This window comes from Pseudomonas sp. TE9122 (assembly GCF_056278925.1).
In genome coordinates, this window is record NZ_JBWBQI010000001.1 from 3,393,051 (window position 1) to 3,410,223 (window position 17,173).

15 protein-coding genes and 1 pseudogene are annotated in these 17,173 nt (G+C 56.9%); 6 read left to right on the top strand and 10 right to left on the bottom strand.

The genetic code is table 11. The features are described 5' to 3' along the window. Position 1: 1 nt before the first annotated feature. Positions 2-421 carry a DUF6691 family protein gene (locus tag ACZ9BE_RS15240; protein ID WP_076563632.1) on the top strand — a complete coding sequence of 140 codons (420 nt, stop codon included), beginning with the start codon at positions 2-4 and terminating at the stop codon, positions 419-421. A 58-nt stretch (positions 422-479) separates the two neighbouring features. Here ACZ9BE_RS15240 and rimA read toward each other — a convergent pair whose 3' ends face one another. From rimA to lepB, 4 genes and pseudogenes are all read right to left on the bottom strand, one after another. Continuing rightward, entirely contained in the window at positions 480-1,289 is an 810-nt protein-coding gene (gene rimA / locus ACZ9BE_RS15245) for a S6 modification regulatory phosphodiesterase RimA (protein ID WP_460068242.1), read from the bottom strand. A 141-nt stretch (positions 1,290-1,430) separates the two neighbouring features. After that, positions 1,431-2,303, bottom strand: a complete 873-nt coding sequence (locus ACZ9BE_RS15250; protein ID WP_370695147.1) for a methyl-accepting chemotaxis protein — start codon at positions 2,301-2,303, stop codon at positions 1,431-1,433. A gap of 33 nt (positions 2,304-2,336) precedes the next feature. Next, positions 2,337-3,365: pseudogene (locus ACZ9BE_RS15255) on the bottom strand (methyl-accepting chemotaxis protein); the annotation flags it as partial. Between the two features lie 622 nt (positions 3,366-3,987). Continuing rightward, entirely contained in the window at positions 3,988-4,785 is a 798-nt protein-coding gene (lepB, locus tag ACZ9BE_RS15260) for a signal peptidase I (protein ID WP_476249651.1), read from the bottom strand. A 647-nt stretch (positions 4,786-5,432) separates the two neighbouring features. On the opposite strand from lepB, the gene dusA reads away from it, so the two are divergent. Next, on the top strand, positions 5,433-6,419 hold the full coding sequence (gene dusA / locus ACZ9BE_RS15265; protein ID WP_476249652.1) for a tRNA dihydrouridine(20/20a) synthase DusA: 987 nt from the start codon (positions 5,433-5,435) through the stop codon (positions 6,417-6,419). Between the two features lie 27 nt (positions 6,420-6,446). Further along, on the top strand, positions 6,447-6,866 hold the full coding sequence (locus tag ACZ9BE_RS15270; protein ID WP_252884584.1) for a DUF2388 domain-containing protein: 420 nt from the start codon (positions 6,447-6,449) through the stop codon (positions 6,864-6,866). On the opposite strand, the gene ACZ9BE_RS15275 is transcribed toward ACZ9BE_RS15270, so the two are convergent. Beyond that, entirely contained in the window at positions 6,867-7,700 is an 834-nt protein-coding gene (locus ACZ9BE_RS15275) for an undecaprenyl-diphosphate phosphatase (protein ID WP_150741238.1), read from the bottom strand. It lies immediately after the preceding gene. A gap of 573 nt (positions 7,701-8,273) precedes the next feature. On the opposite strand from ACZ9BE_RS15275, the gene ACZ9BE_RS15280 reads away from it, so the two are divergent. The 3 genes from ACZ9BE_RS15280 (at position 8,274) to ACZ9BE_RS15290 (ending at position 11,736) form a co-directional block, all read left to right on the top strand. Then, the gene (locus ACZ9BE_RS15280; protein WP_476249653.1) at positions 8,274-9,014 is read left to right on the top strand and encodes a winged helix-turn-helix domain-containing protein; all 741 of its coding nucleotides are present in this window, start codon (positions 8,274-8,276) and stop codon (positions 9,012-9,014) included. 277 nt (positions 9,015-9,291) lie between these two features. Further along, positions 9,292-9,951, top strand: a complete 660-nt coding sequence (locus ACZ9BE_RS15285; RefSeq protein ID WP_041477289.1) for a winged helix-turn-helix domain-containing protein — start codon at positions 9,292-9,294, stop codon at positions 9,949-9,951. Positions 9,952-10,341: 390 nt separating this feature from the next. Further along, entirely contained in the window at positions 10,342-11,736 is a 1,395-nt protein-coding gene (locus ACZ9BE_RS15290) for an undecaprenyl-phosphate glucose phosphotransferase (RefSeq protein WP_252867993.1), read from the top strand. A 323-nt stretch (positions 11,737-12,059) separates the two neighbouring features. Here the strand turns inward: ACZ9BE_RS15290 and ACZ9BE_RS15295 are convergent, their stop codons facing one another. From ACZ9BE_RS15295 to ACZ9BE_RS15315, 5 genes are all read right to left on the bottom strand, one after another. After that, positions 12,060-14,138 (bottom strand): YjbH domain-containing protein, encoded by a 2,079-nt coding sequence (locus tag ACZ9BE_RS15295; RefSeq protein ID WP_252867994.1) that lies wholly within the window; start codon positions 14,136-14,138, stop codon positions 12,060-12,062. Next, complete coding sequence (locus ACZ9BE_RS15300) at positions 14,135-14,896, bottom strand: capsule biosynthesis GfcC family protein (protein ID WP_476249654.1); 762 nt, start codon at positions 14,894-14,896, stop codon at positions 14,135-14,137. The genes ACZ9BE_RS15295 and ACZ9BE_RS15300 overlap by 4 nt, the downstream gene beginning before the upstream one ends. After that, positions 14,893-15,558: a YjbF family lipoprotein gene (locus ACZ9BE_RS15305; RefSeq protein ID WP_476249655.1), complete on the bottom strand. Its 666-nt coding sequence runs from the start codon at positions 15,556-15,558 to the stop codon at positions 14,893-14,895. The genes ACZ9BE_RS15300 and ACZ9BE_RS15305 overlap by 4 nt, the downstream gene beginning before the upstream one ends. Before the next feature lie 12 nt (positions 15,559-15,570). Next, positions 15,571-16,686 carry a polysaccharide biosynthesis/export family protein gene (locus ACZ9BE_RS15310; protein ID WP_177180896.1) on the bottom strand — a complete coding sequence of 372 codons (1,116 nt, stop codon included), beginning with the start codon at positions 16,684-16,686 and terminating at the stop codon, positions 15,571-15,573. A 91-nt stretch (positions 16,687-16,777) separates the two neighbouring features. Further along, a complete protein-coding gene (locus tag ACZ9BE_RS15315; RefSeq protein ID WP_016775457.1) occupies positions 16,778-17,014 on the bottom strand; it encodes a hypothetical protein in 237 nt (78 codons plus the stop codon). Positions 17,015-17,173 lie beyond the last annotated feature (159 nt).

Below are 17,173 nucleotides of genomic sequence, written 5' to 3' on the forward strand. Positions count from 1 at the left end.
CGTGCTCAAACTGAATGCATTCCTGGCCGGCCTGCTGTTCGGCGTCGGGTTACTTCTGGCGGGCATGGCCAATCCAACAAAAGTCCTGGCGTTCCTCGACGTGGCCGGGGCCTGGGATCCCTCGCTGGCATTGGTCATGGTGGGCGCCATTGCCATCGCTATCGGCCCGCTGACCTGGGCACGCCGGCAACGCAAATCGGTACTGGGCAACCCCATGCAACTACCCGCCCGAAAAGAGCTGGACCGACGTCTGGTTGGTGGCAGCCTGCTGTTCGGGGTCGGTTGGGGGATAGCCGGCATCTGCCCTGGCCCGGCAGTGACCATCCTGTTGACGGGCCACTGGCAAGCAATCGTTTTCGTATTGGCGATGCTCGCAGGCATGGGGCTATTTACGCTGCTGGAAACCCGACGCAACCCGTGACCGCAGAACAACCGACATTAAGGCGCAGGGCACCCACGGCAGCCATTGTTGGTGGCTGTCAATGTTTTGCAGAAGAGCGCGGATTGGATGATCTCCCCAGCCACGCACTCGTCGAGATCTGCGCCAACGATTTGAACGAGGGCCTGGCGAACCAGTAGCCCTGCATCAGATAAATGCCGCAATCGGCGAGAAAGTCTCTTTCCTCGGCCTCTTCTATGCCCTCGGCGATCACTTCCACGCCTAACTCTCTACACATGTTCACCACGTTGCGCACGATGGTCTGGCGTACGCGGTCACGGTGAATATTGCGGATCAGCGCCATATCCAGCTTGATCAGGTCCGGTTGAAAATCCGCCAACAAATTAAGGCCGGAATAGCCTGCGCCAAAGTCGTCGATGGCCGTCTTGAAACCAAACTCACGATACTCACGCAAGATATTCATCAAGTGTTTGTTGCTTTCGACGTGCTCGCCTTCCACTGCTTCGAAGATCAGCCGCTCCAGCGGAAAGCCGTATGTGCGCGCCGCTTCCAATGTGCTGCGGATACACATTTCCGGACGGTACACGGCGTTCGGCAGAAAGTTGATCGACAGGTACTGCGTCATGCCTAACTCAGCCGCCGTGGAAATCGCCCGCACACGACACAGTTGATCGAATCGATAACGGTTCTGATCGTCCACCTGCTCGAGGACAGACAAGGCGCCTTCACCGTTTACGCCGCGAACCAACGCTTCATGGGCAAACGTCGTTTGATCGCGCAGATCCACAATGGGCTGGAAAGCGAAGGCGAAATCCATCTCTGGCACACCTTTGTTTCTACAGCCCTGGCAGCCACCGGGAGACGCGAATGATTTTGGAAAGTCGGTCATGAACCACCTGATGACGGCGTGCAACCTTCCATGGCGATAAATAAAACAGCTGCTGGCCTTAGTTATCTGCAAACAAGGCAATAACTGTAGCCCTGCGGCGCCTGAATAGTTGAAGGCACCGCGTGCGCCAAGTTGAAAAGATCAGGTGCGGAAATGCGCGGTCATTCGCTGCAGGTCCTGCCCCAGGGACGCCAATTCGATCGTCGCCGCCGCACTTTCTTCGCTGGCGACAGCCGACTGGTCAGCCACATCACGCACACTGACAATGCTGCGGTTGATTTCGTCGGCCACGGCACTTTGCTGCTCGGCGGCGGCCGAGATCTGCAGACTCATCTCCTGGATCGTACCGATGGACTGATTGATCTCGGTAATCGCCAATTCGGCCTTCTGCGCCAGTACCACCGTATCGAGGGTGCGCTCGCGGCTTGAGGTCATCAGCGTCGCGGCCGCTTGCGTGCCTTGTTGCAGGGTGACGATCAGCGCTTCGATTTCCTTGGTCGAGTCCTGCGTGCGCTGTGCCAGCGAGCGCACTTCGTCTGCTACCACAGCAAAACCACGACCCTGCTCACCCGCCCGCGCGGCTTCGATAGCGGCGTTCAACGCGAGCAGATTGGTCTGCTCGGCGACGGCTTTGATCACATCGATGACTTTGCCGATCTGCTCGCTGTCCTGAGTCAGCACATTCATCGCACCGCCCAACTCTTCAATGGCCATGGCAAGTTCGCTGATCTGCACCGTCGCCTGCTTGACCACCGTGCTGCCGTGGCGCGCCTGCTGATCGGCGAGGGTCGCGGCAGCGGAGGCATCGGTGGTGTTACGCGCAACTTCCTGCACCGTCGAAGCCATTTCGTGCATCGCCGTGGCAACTTGATCCACTTCACTTTTTTGCTGACGTACACCTGCGCTGGTCTGCTCGCTCATGGCCGAGAGCTTTTCCGCAGAGGTGGAAATCTGCGTGACGCCATTGCCGATACCTTGCACCAGCGTGTTCAGGTTCTGCGCCATCTCCTGCATCGCATTTTGCAGATCGCCCAACTCATCTTTGCGCGCAGACCTGGCCTGGACCGTGAGGTCGCCTTTGGCAATCCGTCGTGCCAGATCAACCGTCAGCGCTAGCGGCGCAGTGATCTGGCGCGAGATAACCACCGAAGCCAACAGCCCGATCACCAGCGCCAACGCAGTCAATACCGCCATCTGAATAAAAGCCGAATGCTGATCCTCATGCGCAAGGCGCTGCTGGGTGTCCATCAGGCCACTCATGATCTTGTCCATCGCCTTGCTTTCCTGGTCGACCTGCTCGCGCATGTTCTGCTTCTGCTCAAACAGCCCGGCCACTTCCACCAATACTTCGCGATAACGCCGCATGCCGGAGTGGGCTTCTTCCAGTTGGCTCGACAGCGCCGTCGGCAGGCTGGTGCGCGCCTTGCTGATATCACTCAAGAAGCTATCGATGGTTTCCATCAGCAGTTTTTTGTTCACGTCGTTGGGCACCGCAATGTAACGACGCAACATCAGGCGAAACGTGGTCATGCCATTGCGCAAATCGGCCACCGTGCGCAGCTCCCGAACGCGTTCACCATCGGCAGACGCCAAGGCACTGGTCGTGGTGCTTTCAAGCATGCCGGCAAAAGTTTGCGCGTACTTGTCCGACAGCGCCGTCAGCGGTTTCAGCGCATCGGTGGTCGACTGATCGGCAGCGATCAGCCGTTTGACCTTCTGGTCGTAGGCAACAATCGTGGTTTGCAAAGCCTTCAAGGCTTGCTGGTTTTCAGCGCGAGTCAAGGTGTCCAGCGCCTTGCTCACAAGGCCCTGCAAGACATTCAACTGCGCGTTATAGGACTCGGCGAACGCTGCGTCAGCGGCGGCTTCGTACTGTTTCTCGGACAGACGCATATTTTGCGTAGCGTCATTCAACGTGCCGATCAGACGCGTCGTACTCAAGCGATCAACCAGCACGCTGTTGCTGTTATAGCCAATGAAGGCAACCGCCAAAACGGCCAGCAGAAGAATGCCGAAGCCGGTTCCCAGCTTGCGGGAAACTTTGATGTCACCGAGGAAATTCGATGCTACTGCCATATTCAGCCTCAAACGTCCTGACGCGAAACGCCAGGCACAAAAAAATTGATCTCCGGTAACCACAGTCACCGTCCAGACATTCGGGGGTCGTCATCCAGGGCGTAATACGGGACGCTCCAGCTGTCCCGGAAATACAAATGCCGATGCTGTTGAAGCGTCGAAAACAACCCGACGCGAGCACCGGCAGACAAACCCAGCACGTCGCAACAGAGCATTTGCACGCTGGATTTATCGTTTCAGCAAAGGTGTCTGGAGGGATGCTATTAATTTTGCGAAAACTTGTACAACTTTATATTTTTGTATAATCGTTGAACTTTTTGAGTAGCGTGATGACGCATTGCCATCATTACCTATGGCACATCGCTACTGGCGTGAAAGGGGATTGAAAATGCGGATTCAAATGCCTGGCCACGCAATCACTGCCTCGACGCGTCCGGTGTGTGGTATGTCGCGTGTGGTGGGCATGGGTGCACGCAGATTGCCTTGAGGGCCATGCAGTGATGGTTTGGATTGCTTACCAGCGGACCCGGTTGAGGAAGCCGAAATCTGCGGTTGAGTCGGCGAGTCAGTTTGGCTAGATCTGCAAGCGTAAGCCGTCACCTTAAGGTGACGGCTTTTGTGTTCATTGAAAGGCTGTGCCAATCCTCGATCGATCGGATGAATACCAGATACCGGTGACTTTACCGGTAATGTCCTGGACTGCGACCTGACCCATAAAGCGGCTGTCGTTACTGCTGTCGCGGTTATCGCCGAGCAGATAAACATGATCTTTATCGACCACCGTCTGCGGCGTTTGCAGATAACGAGGATCCTTCACGCGCTCTGGCGGCGCAAAGAACAGCCCCATGTTTTCGCCGTTGCGAATGACCTTACCGTCAACAATCGACAAGGTATCGCCACCCACTGCCGCCACACGTTTGACCGCCTCCGTGCCGTTGTAGCGATACACCACAATGTCGCCCACCTGCGGCTCGTCGATGCGCATATTGGTGACGATATAGTCACCGATGGAAAGGGTCGGAATCATCGAGCCGGAGGGGATCAAGTAAGTCTTGAACCCTAGCGTCGGGCCTCGCAATGGACCGAAAAGAACCAGCGTAAAGATGACCAGCGCCACCACGTAAAGCACATGGAAACGGGTGCTGGGGCTGTTCACCGGACGGTCGTTTCTACGCACCGATATCGCAGCCGCCGTGGCCGAGCCGAGTTTCACCAGGACGATAAACGTAGCGAAGACATACAGGCCCAATGGCGTGGCAGGCACCCCGCAGACACCGAGTAAAATCACCCCCAGATAAAGCATAGCGGCAACACGCACCGCCCACTTCACCTGACCGGCATACACCAGACCCCAGCCGGCCACTAGGCACGACATCACAAATGCTTGCAGCGGCAACTTCGGCTTATCAGGAGTAGACATAAATTCTCTTCACGTAAATAGCTAACAATCAAGCTCCCGGCCTATTCAGCCAATAGGGCGCTACGGGCAATGCAGTGGGGGTTATTTAGCGGAAAAATAACCGGTCGTGCGCAATTGCAGGCTGTACAACTCCTGACAGATGAACAAAAAGGAGCCATCACTCTCGCTACCAAACGAAGGGTGGAGGCCATACGCAGGTTGGTAGACCGGTCGTCGGGAACCCCGGCGCATCCGAAGATGCCCCGCGCATGACCACCATAAAACAAAGACGAGAAACGTCGTCGCAAGACGGTAGTCTTGTGCTTTTGACGGAACGCGCTACCAAACCCGATCACTGTTTTCAGTGACCCGGAGACGATAAAACCCGCAGGCTAAACGCACAAGCCGGCGGATTCTGTCTTAGGTGTAGGGGAGGCGCAAGACAAGGTAGGCTTCGGATGACTTTCACCAGTCAGATTTAAACAAGCGCCTGCGCAATCGTTTAAACGGATACTGAAGGACAGAAAACAGGCAGAAATACACCTCCTCCCATCAGGCCGAGCGCGTCGGAGCCCAGTTCAAACCACAAACAGCGGCTCGCAAGCCTTTGCCTGTTCGCAGACCTGATAAACTCTTGCGCCTTCGCCTTCTTGATCCAGATTCCTCACATGTCCCTACAACCCGTCACACTCTCCCGCCGCTTCTCCGTCGCCCCCATGATGGATTGGACGGACCGCCACTGCCGTTTCTTCCTACGCCTCCTGTCGAAGAACGCCCTGCTCTACACCGAAATGGTCACCACCGGCGCGCTGCTCAACGGCGATCACGAGCGTTTCCTCCGCCACAACGAAGCCGAGCACCCGCTCGCCTTGCAGCTCGGCGGTAGTGTTCCGTTGGATCTCGCCGCCTGCGCGCGCATGGCCGAGGAACACGGCTACGACGAGGTGAACCTTAACGTCGGCTGCCCAAGCGATCGTGTGCAGAACAACATGATCGGCGCCTGCCTGATGGGGCATCCGCAGTTGGTGGCCGATTGTGTGAAGGCGATGCGTGATGCGGTGTCGATTCCGGTAACGGTGAAGCATCGCATCGGGATCAACGGTCGGGACAGTTACGCTGAGCTGTGTGATTTCGTCGGTACTGTGCGGGATGCCGGCTGCACGAGTTTTACCGTGCATGCGCGGATTGCGATTCTGGAGGGGTTGTCGCCGAAGGAGAATCGTGACATTCCGCCGTTGCGCTATGACGTCGCGGCGCAGCTGAAGGCGGATTTTCCGGAGCTGGAGATTGTGCTGAATGGCGGGATCAAGACCATGGAGGCCTGCCATGAGCATCTGCAGACGTTCGATGGCGTGATGTTGGGGCGTGAGGCTTATCACAATCCGTATTTGCTGGCGGAGGTCGATCAGCAACTGTTCGGCAGTACCGCGCCGGTGATCAGTCGGGCTGAGGCGTTGGCGCAGTTGCGGCCGTATATCGCCGAACATCTGCTGGCCGGTGGGGCGATGCATCACATCACTCGGCATGTGCTGGGCCTGGGCACCGGTTTCCCCGGGGCGCGGAAATTCCGTCAGTTGTTGTCGGTGGATATTCACAAGGCCAAGGATCCGCTGGCGTTGCTGGATCAGGCGGCTGAGTTGCTTGAAGGTCGTTGATTGATGGATTGAGCGTGCGGGCGACGCATGAGCGTTGCCCGGTGTTTTGATGTACTGACAGGATGTCTTTCGTTTATGCCCGCGTTTACTTGTTCAGGTTTCAAGCGTTTCACCCTCCTCGCTTTGTTCAGCTTCACCTCCAACGTTTATGCGCACTGCGATGGCTTTTGCATGGGCCGTACCGATACGCCGTGGGAGGTGACGCAGTTTTCCGGCTTCACTTTGGTGTCTTTGATCCTCGCACCTATTTCGTCTAGCCAGGAAACGACCGACAGTCACAAGCGTGTTTACTCTGCCGAGGAGCAAGAAGACGCGCGACTCTATCTGGCCAGCGACGGCATGCTGCAAGCCGCGTATTTCACCTCGGCCTTGCAGCGCTATCGCCAGGAGTCGGCGGATTCGGGGTTAAATGATCTCGCCGTGGCGGCGTTGATCAGCGCTCAGTGATCAGGCGGCCGCTGCGGCGGTCCAGTTCACCCAGCCGAACAGCCAAGTCGCCAGAATCAACAAACCAAACGCGATCCGATACCACGCGAACGCGGCATAGCTGTGGTTGGCGATAAATTTCAGCAGGCCACGCACGGCGATCATGGCGAAGATGAATGCGGTGACGAAGCCGAGGGCGAAGACAGGCAGGTCGTTGGGTTGGAACAGGTCGCGGTATTTGTAGCCGGAGTACACGGCAGCGCCAACCATGGTCGGCATGGCGAGGAAGAACGAGAACTCGGTGGCGGCTTTGCGCGAGAGGCCGAAGAGCAGACCGCCGATGATGGTCGAGCCGGAGCGTGAGGTGCCGGGAATCATCGCCAGGCACTGTACGAAACCGACCTTCAACGCGTGAGACCAGCGCATGTCATCGACATGTTCGACGCTGACCACATGGCTTCGCTGTTCGGCCCATAACATGACGATGCCGCCGACAACCAGGGCGACGGCAACGGTGATCGGGTTAAACAGGTATTCATGAATCGCGTCGGCGAACAACACACCGAGGACAACGGCCGGGAAAAACGCGATCAGCAGATTAAGGGTGAAACGTTGCGCGTTGCGCTCGGTGGGCAGGCCTTTGACGATTTCGAAGATCTTCGGACGAAACTCCCAGACCACCGCAAGAATGGCCCCCAGTTGAATAATGATGTTGAACGCCATGGCGCGTTCGCCGCCAAACTCGAGCAGGTCGGCGACAATAATCTGGTGGCCGGTACTCGAGATGGGCAAGAACTCGGTCAGGCCTTCAACCGCGCCTAATATCAATACCTGGAAAAGGGTCCAGAAATCCATTAATCCTCCGTCAGAGCACTCAGGGTGAGCGACCAGTCAATAACACTCAGGGGTTGAGTATCTGAATTACACAATTGGCGCATATAAAGATCTAAAGAGATCGCAGCCTTCGACAGCTCCTACATTTGGAATGCATTTCCATGTAGAAGCTGCCGAAGGCCGCGACCTTTTGATTTCGAAGAATAGGTTTAACGGACTGCCACACTCAAGTCATGTTAGTAATCGTCGGCCGACGAACTAAACGGAAAAAATTTACATCTATCACAACAAATATTTCAGTTCAGATATGAAGTGTGATCAACTTCACACATTGTTGACATGGCCAATCAGTGGCAAAAGGACATAGACAACGCCATCGTCACAAGCTCAAAATAGTGGCACCATCGCATATAGCCATCACTTATCCATTAGTTCACAAGCCCGAGAAAATCAACTAAAAGCCTGAAAAGCTTAGTTATTGTTAGAAAACTCGGGAGGCACGTCTAAAATCCGCGCAAATGTTACCAATTGTCAGTCACAGATGAGAACCGGTGCTTTAACATCCCGATGTCAGCACCTAATTCGAGTCAACGCATGATGCTCTCAGGGAACTTGGCGACGAGAAGTCCGCGCCCGACAAATGATGAATCCGGTGTTCTTGCGCTGGGTCGTACACTGGGTGTGGCTGATCATTTGAGATCGGTGATCGCAAAGCACGTGCAGCCCGATATGACTCTGGAAACAGGTGCTTTCACTAGTTCATATAAGCAGCACGGTTACATCGGTTCCTACCGCGCCATTTTCGTTATCATCGATAATCCACAAGCTATCGAAGAAAATCTGGCCCTGGTGCAGAACCTGCGCGATGACAACTTGAAGCCACTTATTTGCGCAATTGTCACCGGCCGCGGTGCCGTCAACAAGATCAAATATTTCCTCGCCGGGGCGGATGCCTGTATCAAGCTCCACACATTGAGCGATGACAGCGAAGACTTGCTCGCGGAGTTCTTCAACAGCGAAGACTGGCAACGAGATATCAATCTCACGCTTGATCCGACGCGGATCTGCCTGATGGACAGTCGGCGCAAACTGGATATCTCTTTCGCCGAGATGAAGATCCTCGAGGCCTTTGCGCACACCGGCAATCACATTCTGAGTCATGATGAAATCGCCAGCATCATGGGCCTCAACAGCAATTTCTACGATCCTCGGGCACTGGAAAAATCAATCAGTCGCTTGCGTGGAAAAATCAAGGACATGTATGGTACAAACGCGATTCAGAGCATCCGCGGCTACGGCTATCGCCTGATGCGGGGCCTGATATCGACTGCCTGAGTCTCGGGCAGTCTTCCCTTTTGCATACGTACGAAGGATCGTCTGATGCAGCCATATCGTTCCAATTGCGCCTCATACTTATTAAAACTCAAGCACTTGAATGAGCACGGCATCACGCCACATAACAATAAAACTCCATAACATAGCAGCAGATCGAGTGGAATTTATCGATGGCCATTTTCGGCCAGAACCCTGCCTACGATTACTTCCGAGGAAGTCATTGCTCGCCTGCCGATTTATCTTTTAGCCAATTTTGGTGTGTATTTAGGAGAGAGACATGGAAACGAGTACAACCCTCCCCAGAAAATATTTTGTTGTTGTGACGCACAGCACAACGTCGCAACGTGAACTGGAAAGCATCTTGTCCAGTGAGCGTTTCAATTCGTTTGGCACGTCGCAGGCACAAATGTTTGTTGAAGGTGTTGCTTCGCCCTCTTCCGCCCCGATGGTCATGGAGTTCAGTTACCCAAGCCTCAGCCGAAAGAATGTTGCGCGCAGTATCGAACATGATACTCAACGCATACTGGCCACTCTTGAAAATGAATGGCGAGCCGCGCAAACAGACAATCCGTTTCAAAGCTTCCCGACCCGCAGTGCAGAACGCGCTCATATCTCCAATGTCAGCGAGAGCACTGAGCCTTGCAGCGATACCTGGCATCTCGACGATGAACAAGGCGTGTTGCTCAAGGACAATGTTGCGATCAGCCTGACTGGCCTTGAAACCGCGCTGGTGAGGAAAATGCTGAGCCATGAAGAGCGTGTGGTCAGTCGTGATGACCTGATCATCAGTATTGGCCGGGAACCGGAACAATACCGTGGCCTGGAAATGTGCCTGAGCCGGTTGCAGGACAAGTTCAAAAGTGCGAGTAATGGCGAGCGATTGTTCCGTGCCGTAAGAAATCGCGGATATTGCCTGATCCAGGAAGTCGTAGCGTAATCACCGGCGCCACTAAAACCGAGACAAACAGATATAAAGTGCGACTACAACAACAAGAAGAGCACTCTGTCTGGTTTTCCCTCCCTGATTCAATAAAAGCTTCCCTGCCTCCACCCTGCAACAGTAACAAATACCCCCGCGCCTTTTCACCCCCCGCTCTACGACCTTTTCTAACAGCCATCTATTTAATTATTAAAAAGTTGGCACTGTGCCATCTTGTTAGAACTCGTCAGACACCATTCCCGGCAATAACTTAGTCTATTGGCTGACGACAGTTCGGCTCTCGATGTTGTTACCTCAAGACACTCGCTAAAACAAAAACAATAAGTCTGCATAACAACTCGGCTTTCAACTGTTGAAACCTGAATGGACGTCTTTTGGGGATATCGTATGGATCTTTCTCTCAGTATTAATCGAAGCACGGGCCTCAAGGGACTGACCTTTTGGGGCCAATGGGCGCTGGCACAGGCTTTCGTTGTGACGCTGCTGTTCATCCTCGCTGAACAGCACACAGGCACCGTCGCGTTCTACTACCGAATGTGCGCCACCCTCGCCGTCCTGGCCTCGGTGCCCGCTTACACATTCACGGGTGTTTACCGCAAACGCGACAACTACCTGACCGGCCTCGGCCGCCTGTTCATGGGTTGGTCGATAACCATGGCCGCGCTGGCGTGCATCGCGTTTGTCTGCCAGGCCGATGAGTTGTTTTCCCGTCAGGTGATTCTGAGTTGGGCGGTGTACGGCTTCCTCGGTCAGGCGTTTCTCTACGCGCCGCTGCATGCATTTTCCAAGTTCTACCAGCGTTCGCGTAAAAGCGAACACCGGACGCTGATTGTCGGCACTGGCGAACTGGCGCTGGGCCTGGCGAAGAAACTCAGCCAACTGGAAAACCTGCCGCTGATCGGGCTGGTCAGCAACGGAGACAAGCCCGCTCTCGGCTCCGATGCACCGCGTGTCGTTGGTGCTCAGGACGAGTTGCTTGAGCTGATCGAAGCCCACGACATCCGTCGTTTGTACATCACCCTGCCCCTGTGCGAAGCCGCGAAGATCGAAGCGATGTATGTCGATTTGCTCGGGGCCAACGTCGATGTGGTGTGGGTGCCGGACTTGAACAGCCTGACCCTGCTCAACCACTCGGTGAAAGTCGTGGACGGCCTGCCGGCGATTTACCTGAACGAAAGCCCGCTGACCAGCCGCCCGACCGCTGCCCTGAGCAAGAGTCTGGTGGAGAAAACCGTGGCATTCCTGGCGATCATCGCGCTCAGTCCGCTGCTGTTGATCATCGCTCTGGCAGTGAAAATCAACTCGCCCGGCCCGGTGTTTTTCAAGCAGGACCGCCATGGCTGGAACGGCAAGGTGATCAAGGTGTGGAAATTTCGCTCGATGCGTGTTCACGATGACCGTGAAGTGAAACAGGCCAGCCGTAATGACTCGCGCATCACCGCAGTAGGTCGTTTTATCCGCCGTACTTCGCTGGATGAGTTGCCGCAGTTGTTCAACGTGTTGCAGGGGCACATGGCGCTTGTGGGGCCACGGCCGCATGCGGTGGCGCACAACAATTACTACTCGGGCAAGATCCTCGCTTACATGGCGCGTCACCGAATCAAACCGGGCATCACTGGCCTGGCACAGATCAGCGGCTGCCGGGGTGAGACCGACACCATCGACAAGATGCAGAAGCGTGTCGAGATCGACCTGCAGTACATCAACAGTTGGTCGTTGTGGCTGGATCTGAAGATCCTCGTGAAGACGCCGTTTACGTTGTTGTCGAAGGATATTTACTGAGGCTCAGCGCTGCAGATCACAAGGGGACGAAAGTCCCCTTTTTTGTGGGCGGGATTTTGGTAACCAGTATCGACTACCGGCACAAACCTTGTAGGAGTGAGCCTGCTCGCGATGGCGGTGGGTCAGTCAATGACGATGTCGGCTGACACGAAGCTATCGCGAGCAGGCTCGCTCCCACAGGGATTCGGGTGATGACCTGGATGTGTGGCGTGACGCCGATCAACTGTGGGAGCGAGCCTGCTCGCGAAAGCGGTGTGTCAGGCACTGGAGATATTGGATGTGCCGGACCATTCGCGAGCAGGCTCGCTCCCACAGACCAGCGCTTACTCGGTAATCTTCTCGAAGTTGCGATAGAACATGTCCCCTTCCCGGCTATCCGTCATCGAGTGCAGTTGATAGCTGCGGCTCAGTCTGGCGCCGCCATCTCGGGTCAGTGGCGCCCAGACCAGGTTGGCGCGGCGCATGGTCGACATGCTCATCATTTCGTCGAACGGGATCGACAGATACAGGCCTTTGTCGAAGCTACCTTCGCCATATTCGGCGCTGCTGGCCGTGGTGATGGTTGCCCAGGCACCGACGCGTACGCCGTTGAAAAACTCGCGCGAGATGTCCACGGTCGTGCCCCAATCACCGGCCAGATAGCGACCGACACTGACCGCCGCCAGCGTGTCGAACGGCAGGTCGGTATAGCCGGTGATATGCCCGGTCACTACCGAATAATCGCGCAAGGCAAAGCCCTGATCGAAATCACGCTGGCGCACCCAGTTCAGATCCGCACCCAGCGACCAGCGTTCGCCGGTCGGGCGGAACAACACTTCCGCGCCAACGCCGGCAAACATCGACTCCAGATAGCCGCCGTACACCATGCCGTATAGGTCTTTATCCAACTGCTCGGCATGGCTGAGCTGAAACAACGGCATGGTCGTGTTTGAGGTGGTCAGGTACTGGCGCAAATCCGTGCGCACGCGGGGCAATCCGCTCGGCGCGTCGTAGACGAATTTGTCGAAGTTGTTGACCAGGTTGGCGCTGAGCAAACCGCTCCACCAGGTGTTGCGGTTGAAACGATATTCCGCGTCCGCATCGGCACTGAATTGATAGAGCAAACCATCCGGGCCGCCGACGTTCTGCTTGAAGCCCAGACCCACGCCATAGCTGAAATGCTGCGGCGCTTCGGTGTAGAGGGTCTTCTCGTTGCGCGGCATCGCCGGGTTGATTTCGGTGGTGCGATGCAGCGACTCCAACGGTTCTTCATTGTTGATCACTTCGCGGAAGGTCTGGCGCGGCAGGCTGGTTTCTTCCAGCGGCAGGTCGTAGCGCTTGTTGACCACGGTGAACCAGTCGATGTCGTCGTTGACGCTGTTGTCGAGAATCCGGCTCGCGCGGCCAACGGCTTTGGACGAATGGAAATACCGCTGCTGCTCGCCGTAGACGATCAATTCGGAATCGCGCTGACTGATGCGCTCGACCTTGTACCCGGCATTCTGCTGCAAACGCCGCGACACATCGGCCCAGTTGACCTGTTCCATCGAGGTCGTCGGCGCCTTCGCCGGCAGCGGTTCGGGGGTCGGATCGTAGGTCTTGGCCGGCGCCTTGCGGCTGACGAAATTGGTGTGAAAGGTCACGCCGAACATCGCCGTATTGCCCCGTTCCCAGGCAGCGCTCAGATCGATCGAATCGGTCACCTTGAACACCGCGCCAAGGTTGATCGGCGAGTCCTGTTTGATCTCGTTGTCCTTCGGCTCGTTCTTGTAGTCGTTGCCTTCGAATTCCAGCTTCAGGCTCAGCCGATCCCACGGCGTCTGGTAGCTCACGCCACCGAACAGTGAAGGCTTGCCGCGAAAGTACGAGCCGGAGTTGACGTCGCCGGTGCCTTCCAGCGCCGGGCGCGTATCGAAGCGATTGCTGACGTAGCCCAGCGGGTTGTCGAAGTCGCCGCGATTACCGATGTAGCCCCAGGCAATGCCGGCGCTGAAGTCGAAATTGTCGAAGCGCTTGTTGGCGACGAAGAATTCGCTGGAGAACAAACCGGTACCACCGATATCTCGGAAGCCCAGCGCCACTTCCGGCGCCCAGTGGCTTTCCTGCCAAAGGCGCACTTTGGCGTCGACCGCCTTGTCCTTGTAGCTTTGACTGCCGCTGAGGGCCTCCGAGCCGTACGGCCGGTTGGTGATCGCGGTGTAGCGGAACGAACCTTCGAGCCAGTCCAGCGGCTGCAACGACACGCTGTAGCGGCTGTACGGGTCGGTGCGGTTGGCATTGACGCTCAACTCCCCCGCCGGGGCCATGCGCGCCGTCGGCGTCTGCAACAGACCGGTGCCTCCGAAGTCATTCTGGGTGATGCGCGGCTCGGCGTGAGCCAGACCGCAGGGCAATAACAACACAGCTGCAAAACGTAACTTCAACGAACCACCTCGGCCAGCTGCGTGGCAATGAATTCGGCCAACTGCTGATTCAATTCAGGAAGAGGCGGATCAAGATCATCATTTTTTATCGGCACCAGAATCCTGCTGCCGGCCACCGGAAACTGCCCGGACTCGCGATTCCAGTGCGCGATGCCGACGCGCCGCGACACGCCGTTGGGCTGGATCAACCACAGGTAATCGGCCTCGGCATCGTCGAGAATCGAGCAGCCTTCGAGATATTCGCGGGCCTCCTGCAATGGCTGGTACGGCAGGTGGCACGGCTCGGTGACCGCGCCCAACACCAGCACTTCATCAACCCGTTTCGGATAGATCAGCCGATCGCCGTCATCCAGACGAATGTTGCGGGCGAAGCCGACTTCCACCGCCACCGGATCGAGGTCAGCGATCTGCCGTCCGGTCACTGGCATTTGTCGGACTTCTTCGGCAATGCGCTGCGCCAGTGCCGCGCGGCTTGGCCGATCAAACAGCGTCGCCATGCGCTGCAGCACCTCGAGATCGAACAGCACGCCGACCTTGAGCCGCGTCTGTTCCTCGACCAGCGACTGGCGCAACAAGCCGCCCGCCAGCCAATAGCCTTCGGCATTGGGCACGGCTTCGCTGATCACATCGAACAGGCGTCCACCCGGCGGCAATGCAATCGGACCGGGATTGGCGACGTCGCCGGACACAGTGACGGCGGCCTGACTCGCCCCAGCGATCAGCAAAAGGCCCGCTGCCAAAATGCTAAAGCGCTTCACGGCAGATGCCTGCGATCAGGCGTCAGCTGAACCAGCTTGACGCGCAATTGCGAGGTCAGTTGTTGCTCGCTCTGCAGAATGAAACCGTCGCGCGGGTCGACCCAATAACGGTTGGTCGCACTGAGGCCGATGGCTGGCGCGTCAATCTGTTCATCGACGCGCAGCACCGAGTAAGCCTTGTCGAGAATCTCCAGGGTCTCGGTGGAACGGCGGGAAAAGCGGCTGTTGACGATCACGCCGACTTCCTGGCCCTTGTACAGATCAATCCAGCGCCGTGTGGTGAAACCGTCGGCGACGTGATGCAGGCCGTGCTTGAACGGCGAATCATCGGCCAGCCGTGTGCCATCCAGATCACCTTGCAGACCGAGGCCGATGCTGCGCACGGCGAGGCCATCGCGCAGCAGCAAAACCTGCTTGCCGGAGGCGACCCAGAATTGCAGGTCTTCGCGCTCGCGCACCAGCGCCAGCACGCCTGAGCCGGACGGTGTGGTCAGTTTCAGTTGCGGGTAGTTGACCCCAGCGACTTCGGCCACTGTCACATCAACCTCGTCGGGGCCGACGACGGCGGCTTTGAGGTTGTTCAGCGATGCGCTCATCAGCGGGTTACAGCCGCACAGCAACGAGGCCGCCATCAGGCAGACGCCCACTTTCAATAGGTTCACAGTCGGGCGGCCTTATTTGCTGTTGTTGCTGTATTCGCTCCAGTTCTTCGCTGCCGAAGCCCCGGTGCCGACAATCGACGCCGACGGCACCAACTGGCTGATGAAACGGTTCCAGCGCGTAACGTTGGCCGGGCCGACGTAGACCACATCCTGTGGCCGCACCTGGAAGTGCGAAGCCAGTGCCATGGCGGTCGGTGATTCGGCTTCGAGCTGATAGATCTTCGCCGGCTCGACGTCGAGATTTTCCACGCCGCGAATCACGTACACCGCGTTGCCATTGGAACTGGTCTGACTCAGGCCACCGACCGAACCGAGCACGTCGGAAAGATTCATGGTTGCGGTCTTGAAGCTCAGCGCGCGCGGCTGGTTGACCTCGCCCATGACGTAGATGCGCTTGTTGTCGTTGTACGGCAGATACAGCTGATCGCCGCCCTTGAGGTAGACGTTCTGCAGTTCGGAATCCTGCTGATTGAGCGTGTCGAGATTGAGTGGATAGACCCGCCCGTTGCGCGTCAGCAGCAGGCCCGACAAGTCGGCGTTATTGGTGTCGATGCCAGCGGAACCGAGGGCTTCGACCACACTCAGCGGATTGGTCGAAATCGCTTGCGGGCCGGCCTTCGTCACGGCGCCGGTGACCACGACTTTCTGACTGGCGAAGCGCAACACCGCGACGTCGACCTGCGGCTCGGCGATGAATGCCGACAGGCGTTGTTCGATGTCCGCGCGCAGTTGCTGGATGGTCCGGCCGGCGGCCTGGACTTCCTTGATGAACGGGTAATACAGCGTGCCATCGGAGCGCACCAGTCGGCCGTTGGCATCGATCTGTTGTTGCGCGCCGGAGGGGGCGGTGAGCTCCGGGTGATCCCAGACGGTGATGTACAAGACGTCGTTGTTGCCGATGCGATATTCCGCCGGCGTCACCAGCAGCTCCGCCGGCAGTGACTCACGCTTTTGCGTGGCGCGGTTCATGGCGATCAGCTTCGGGGTGATCGGAATCAGCTCGACCCGACTGCTTTCGCTGGCACCCTGGCGGGTGATATCGCTGGTGCTCAGGTACTGGCCGGGGGAAAACATGCAACCTTGCAAAGCGAGACTTGCCAACATTAAAAGATAAACACTACGAGTCATAATGGCACTACGCTATTCAAGGGCGAATCCAAAAAACAAAGTCACCCGACTTGCGTCGGGCGACTCTGTACTGCACTAACAAATGTTCCTGTTAGTTATGCGTGCCGGTTGTACCGGTGGTACCCGTCGTACCGGTGGTACCGCCGTTGGCACTGCCACCGCTGTTGGACGCCGCTACAGCACTGGCAACCATTGCAGTACTGGCCGCGGGCGCTTGCGAAGCCGCCACACTGCCACCTACATTGGTTACCGCTGTCAACGGCGCTTCAGCGGCGGCAGCCCAGTTGCTCAACATCGTCAACAGGGCAACTGCCATCACTTTTTTCATAACAACTCCTTTCTAACATTCGAACTGTTAAAAAACAGATCTGTGTCAGAGCTGGTAGCTTTCAAGTCCGCAAAGAGCGCGAACAAGATCCGTTGTTCTTTCACAGTCCTGTGCAACTGCTAAAGTCGAACGGCAGGTTTATATCTACGGACTTGCAAA

Coding starts and splice junctions, on each gene's coding strand:
- ACZ9BE_RS15250 (WP_370695147.1), bottom strand. CDS start 2,303: ATGCAGGAGATGGCGCAGAACCTGAACACGCTGGTGCAAGGTATCGGC.
- dusA (WP_476249652.1), top strand. CDS start 5,433: ATGTCCCTACAACCCGTCACACTCTCCCGCCGCTTCTCCGTCGCCCCC.
- ACZ9BE_RS15270 (WP_252884584.1), top strand. CDS start 6,447: ATGAGCGTTGCCCGGTGTTTTGATGTACTGACAGGATGTCTTTCGTTT.
- rimA (WP_460068242.1), bottom strand. CDS start 1,289: ATGACCGACTTTCCAAAATCATTCGCGTCTCCCGGTGGCTGCCAGGGC.
- ACZ9BE_RS15290 (WP_252867993.1), top strand. CDS start 10,342: ATGGATCTTTCTCTCAGTATTAATCGAAGCACGGGCCTCAAGGGACTG.
- ACZ9BE_RS15275 (WP_150741238.1), bottom strand. CDS start 7,700: ATGGATTTCTGGACCCTTTTCCAGGTATTGATATTAGGCGCGGTTGAA.
- ACZ9BE_RS15310 (WP_177180896.1), bottom strand. CDS start 16,686: ATGACTCGTAGTGTTTATCTTTTAATGTTGGCAAGTCTCGCTTTGCAA.
- ACZ9BE_RS15280 (WP_476249653.1), top strand. CDS start 8,274: ATGATGCTCTCAGGGAACTTGGCGACGAGAAGTCCGCGCCCGACAAAT.
- lepB (WP_476249651.1), bottom strand. CDS start 4,785: ATGTCTACTCCTGATAAGCCGAAGTTGCCGCTGCAAGCATTTGTGATG.
- ACZ9BE_RS15315 (WP_016775457.1), bottom strand. CDS start 17,014: ATGAAAAAAGTGATGGCAGTTGCCCTGTTGACGATGTTGAGCAACTGG.
- ACZ9BE_RS15285 (WP_041477289.1), top strand. CDS start 9,292: ATGGAAACGAGTACAACCCTCCCCAGAAAATATTTTGTTGTTGTGACG.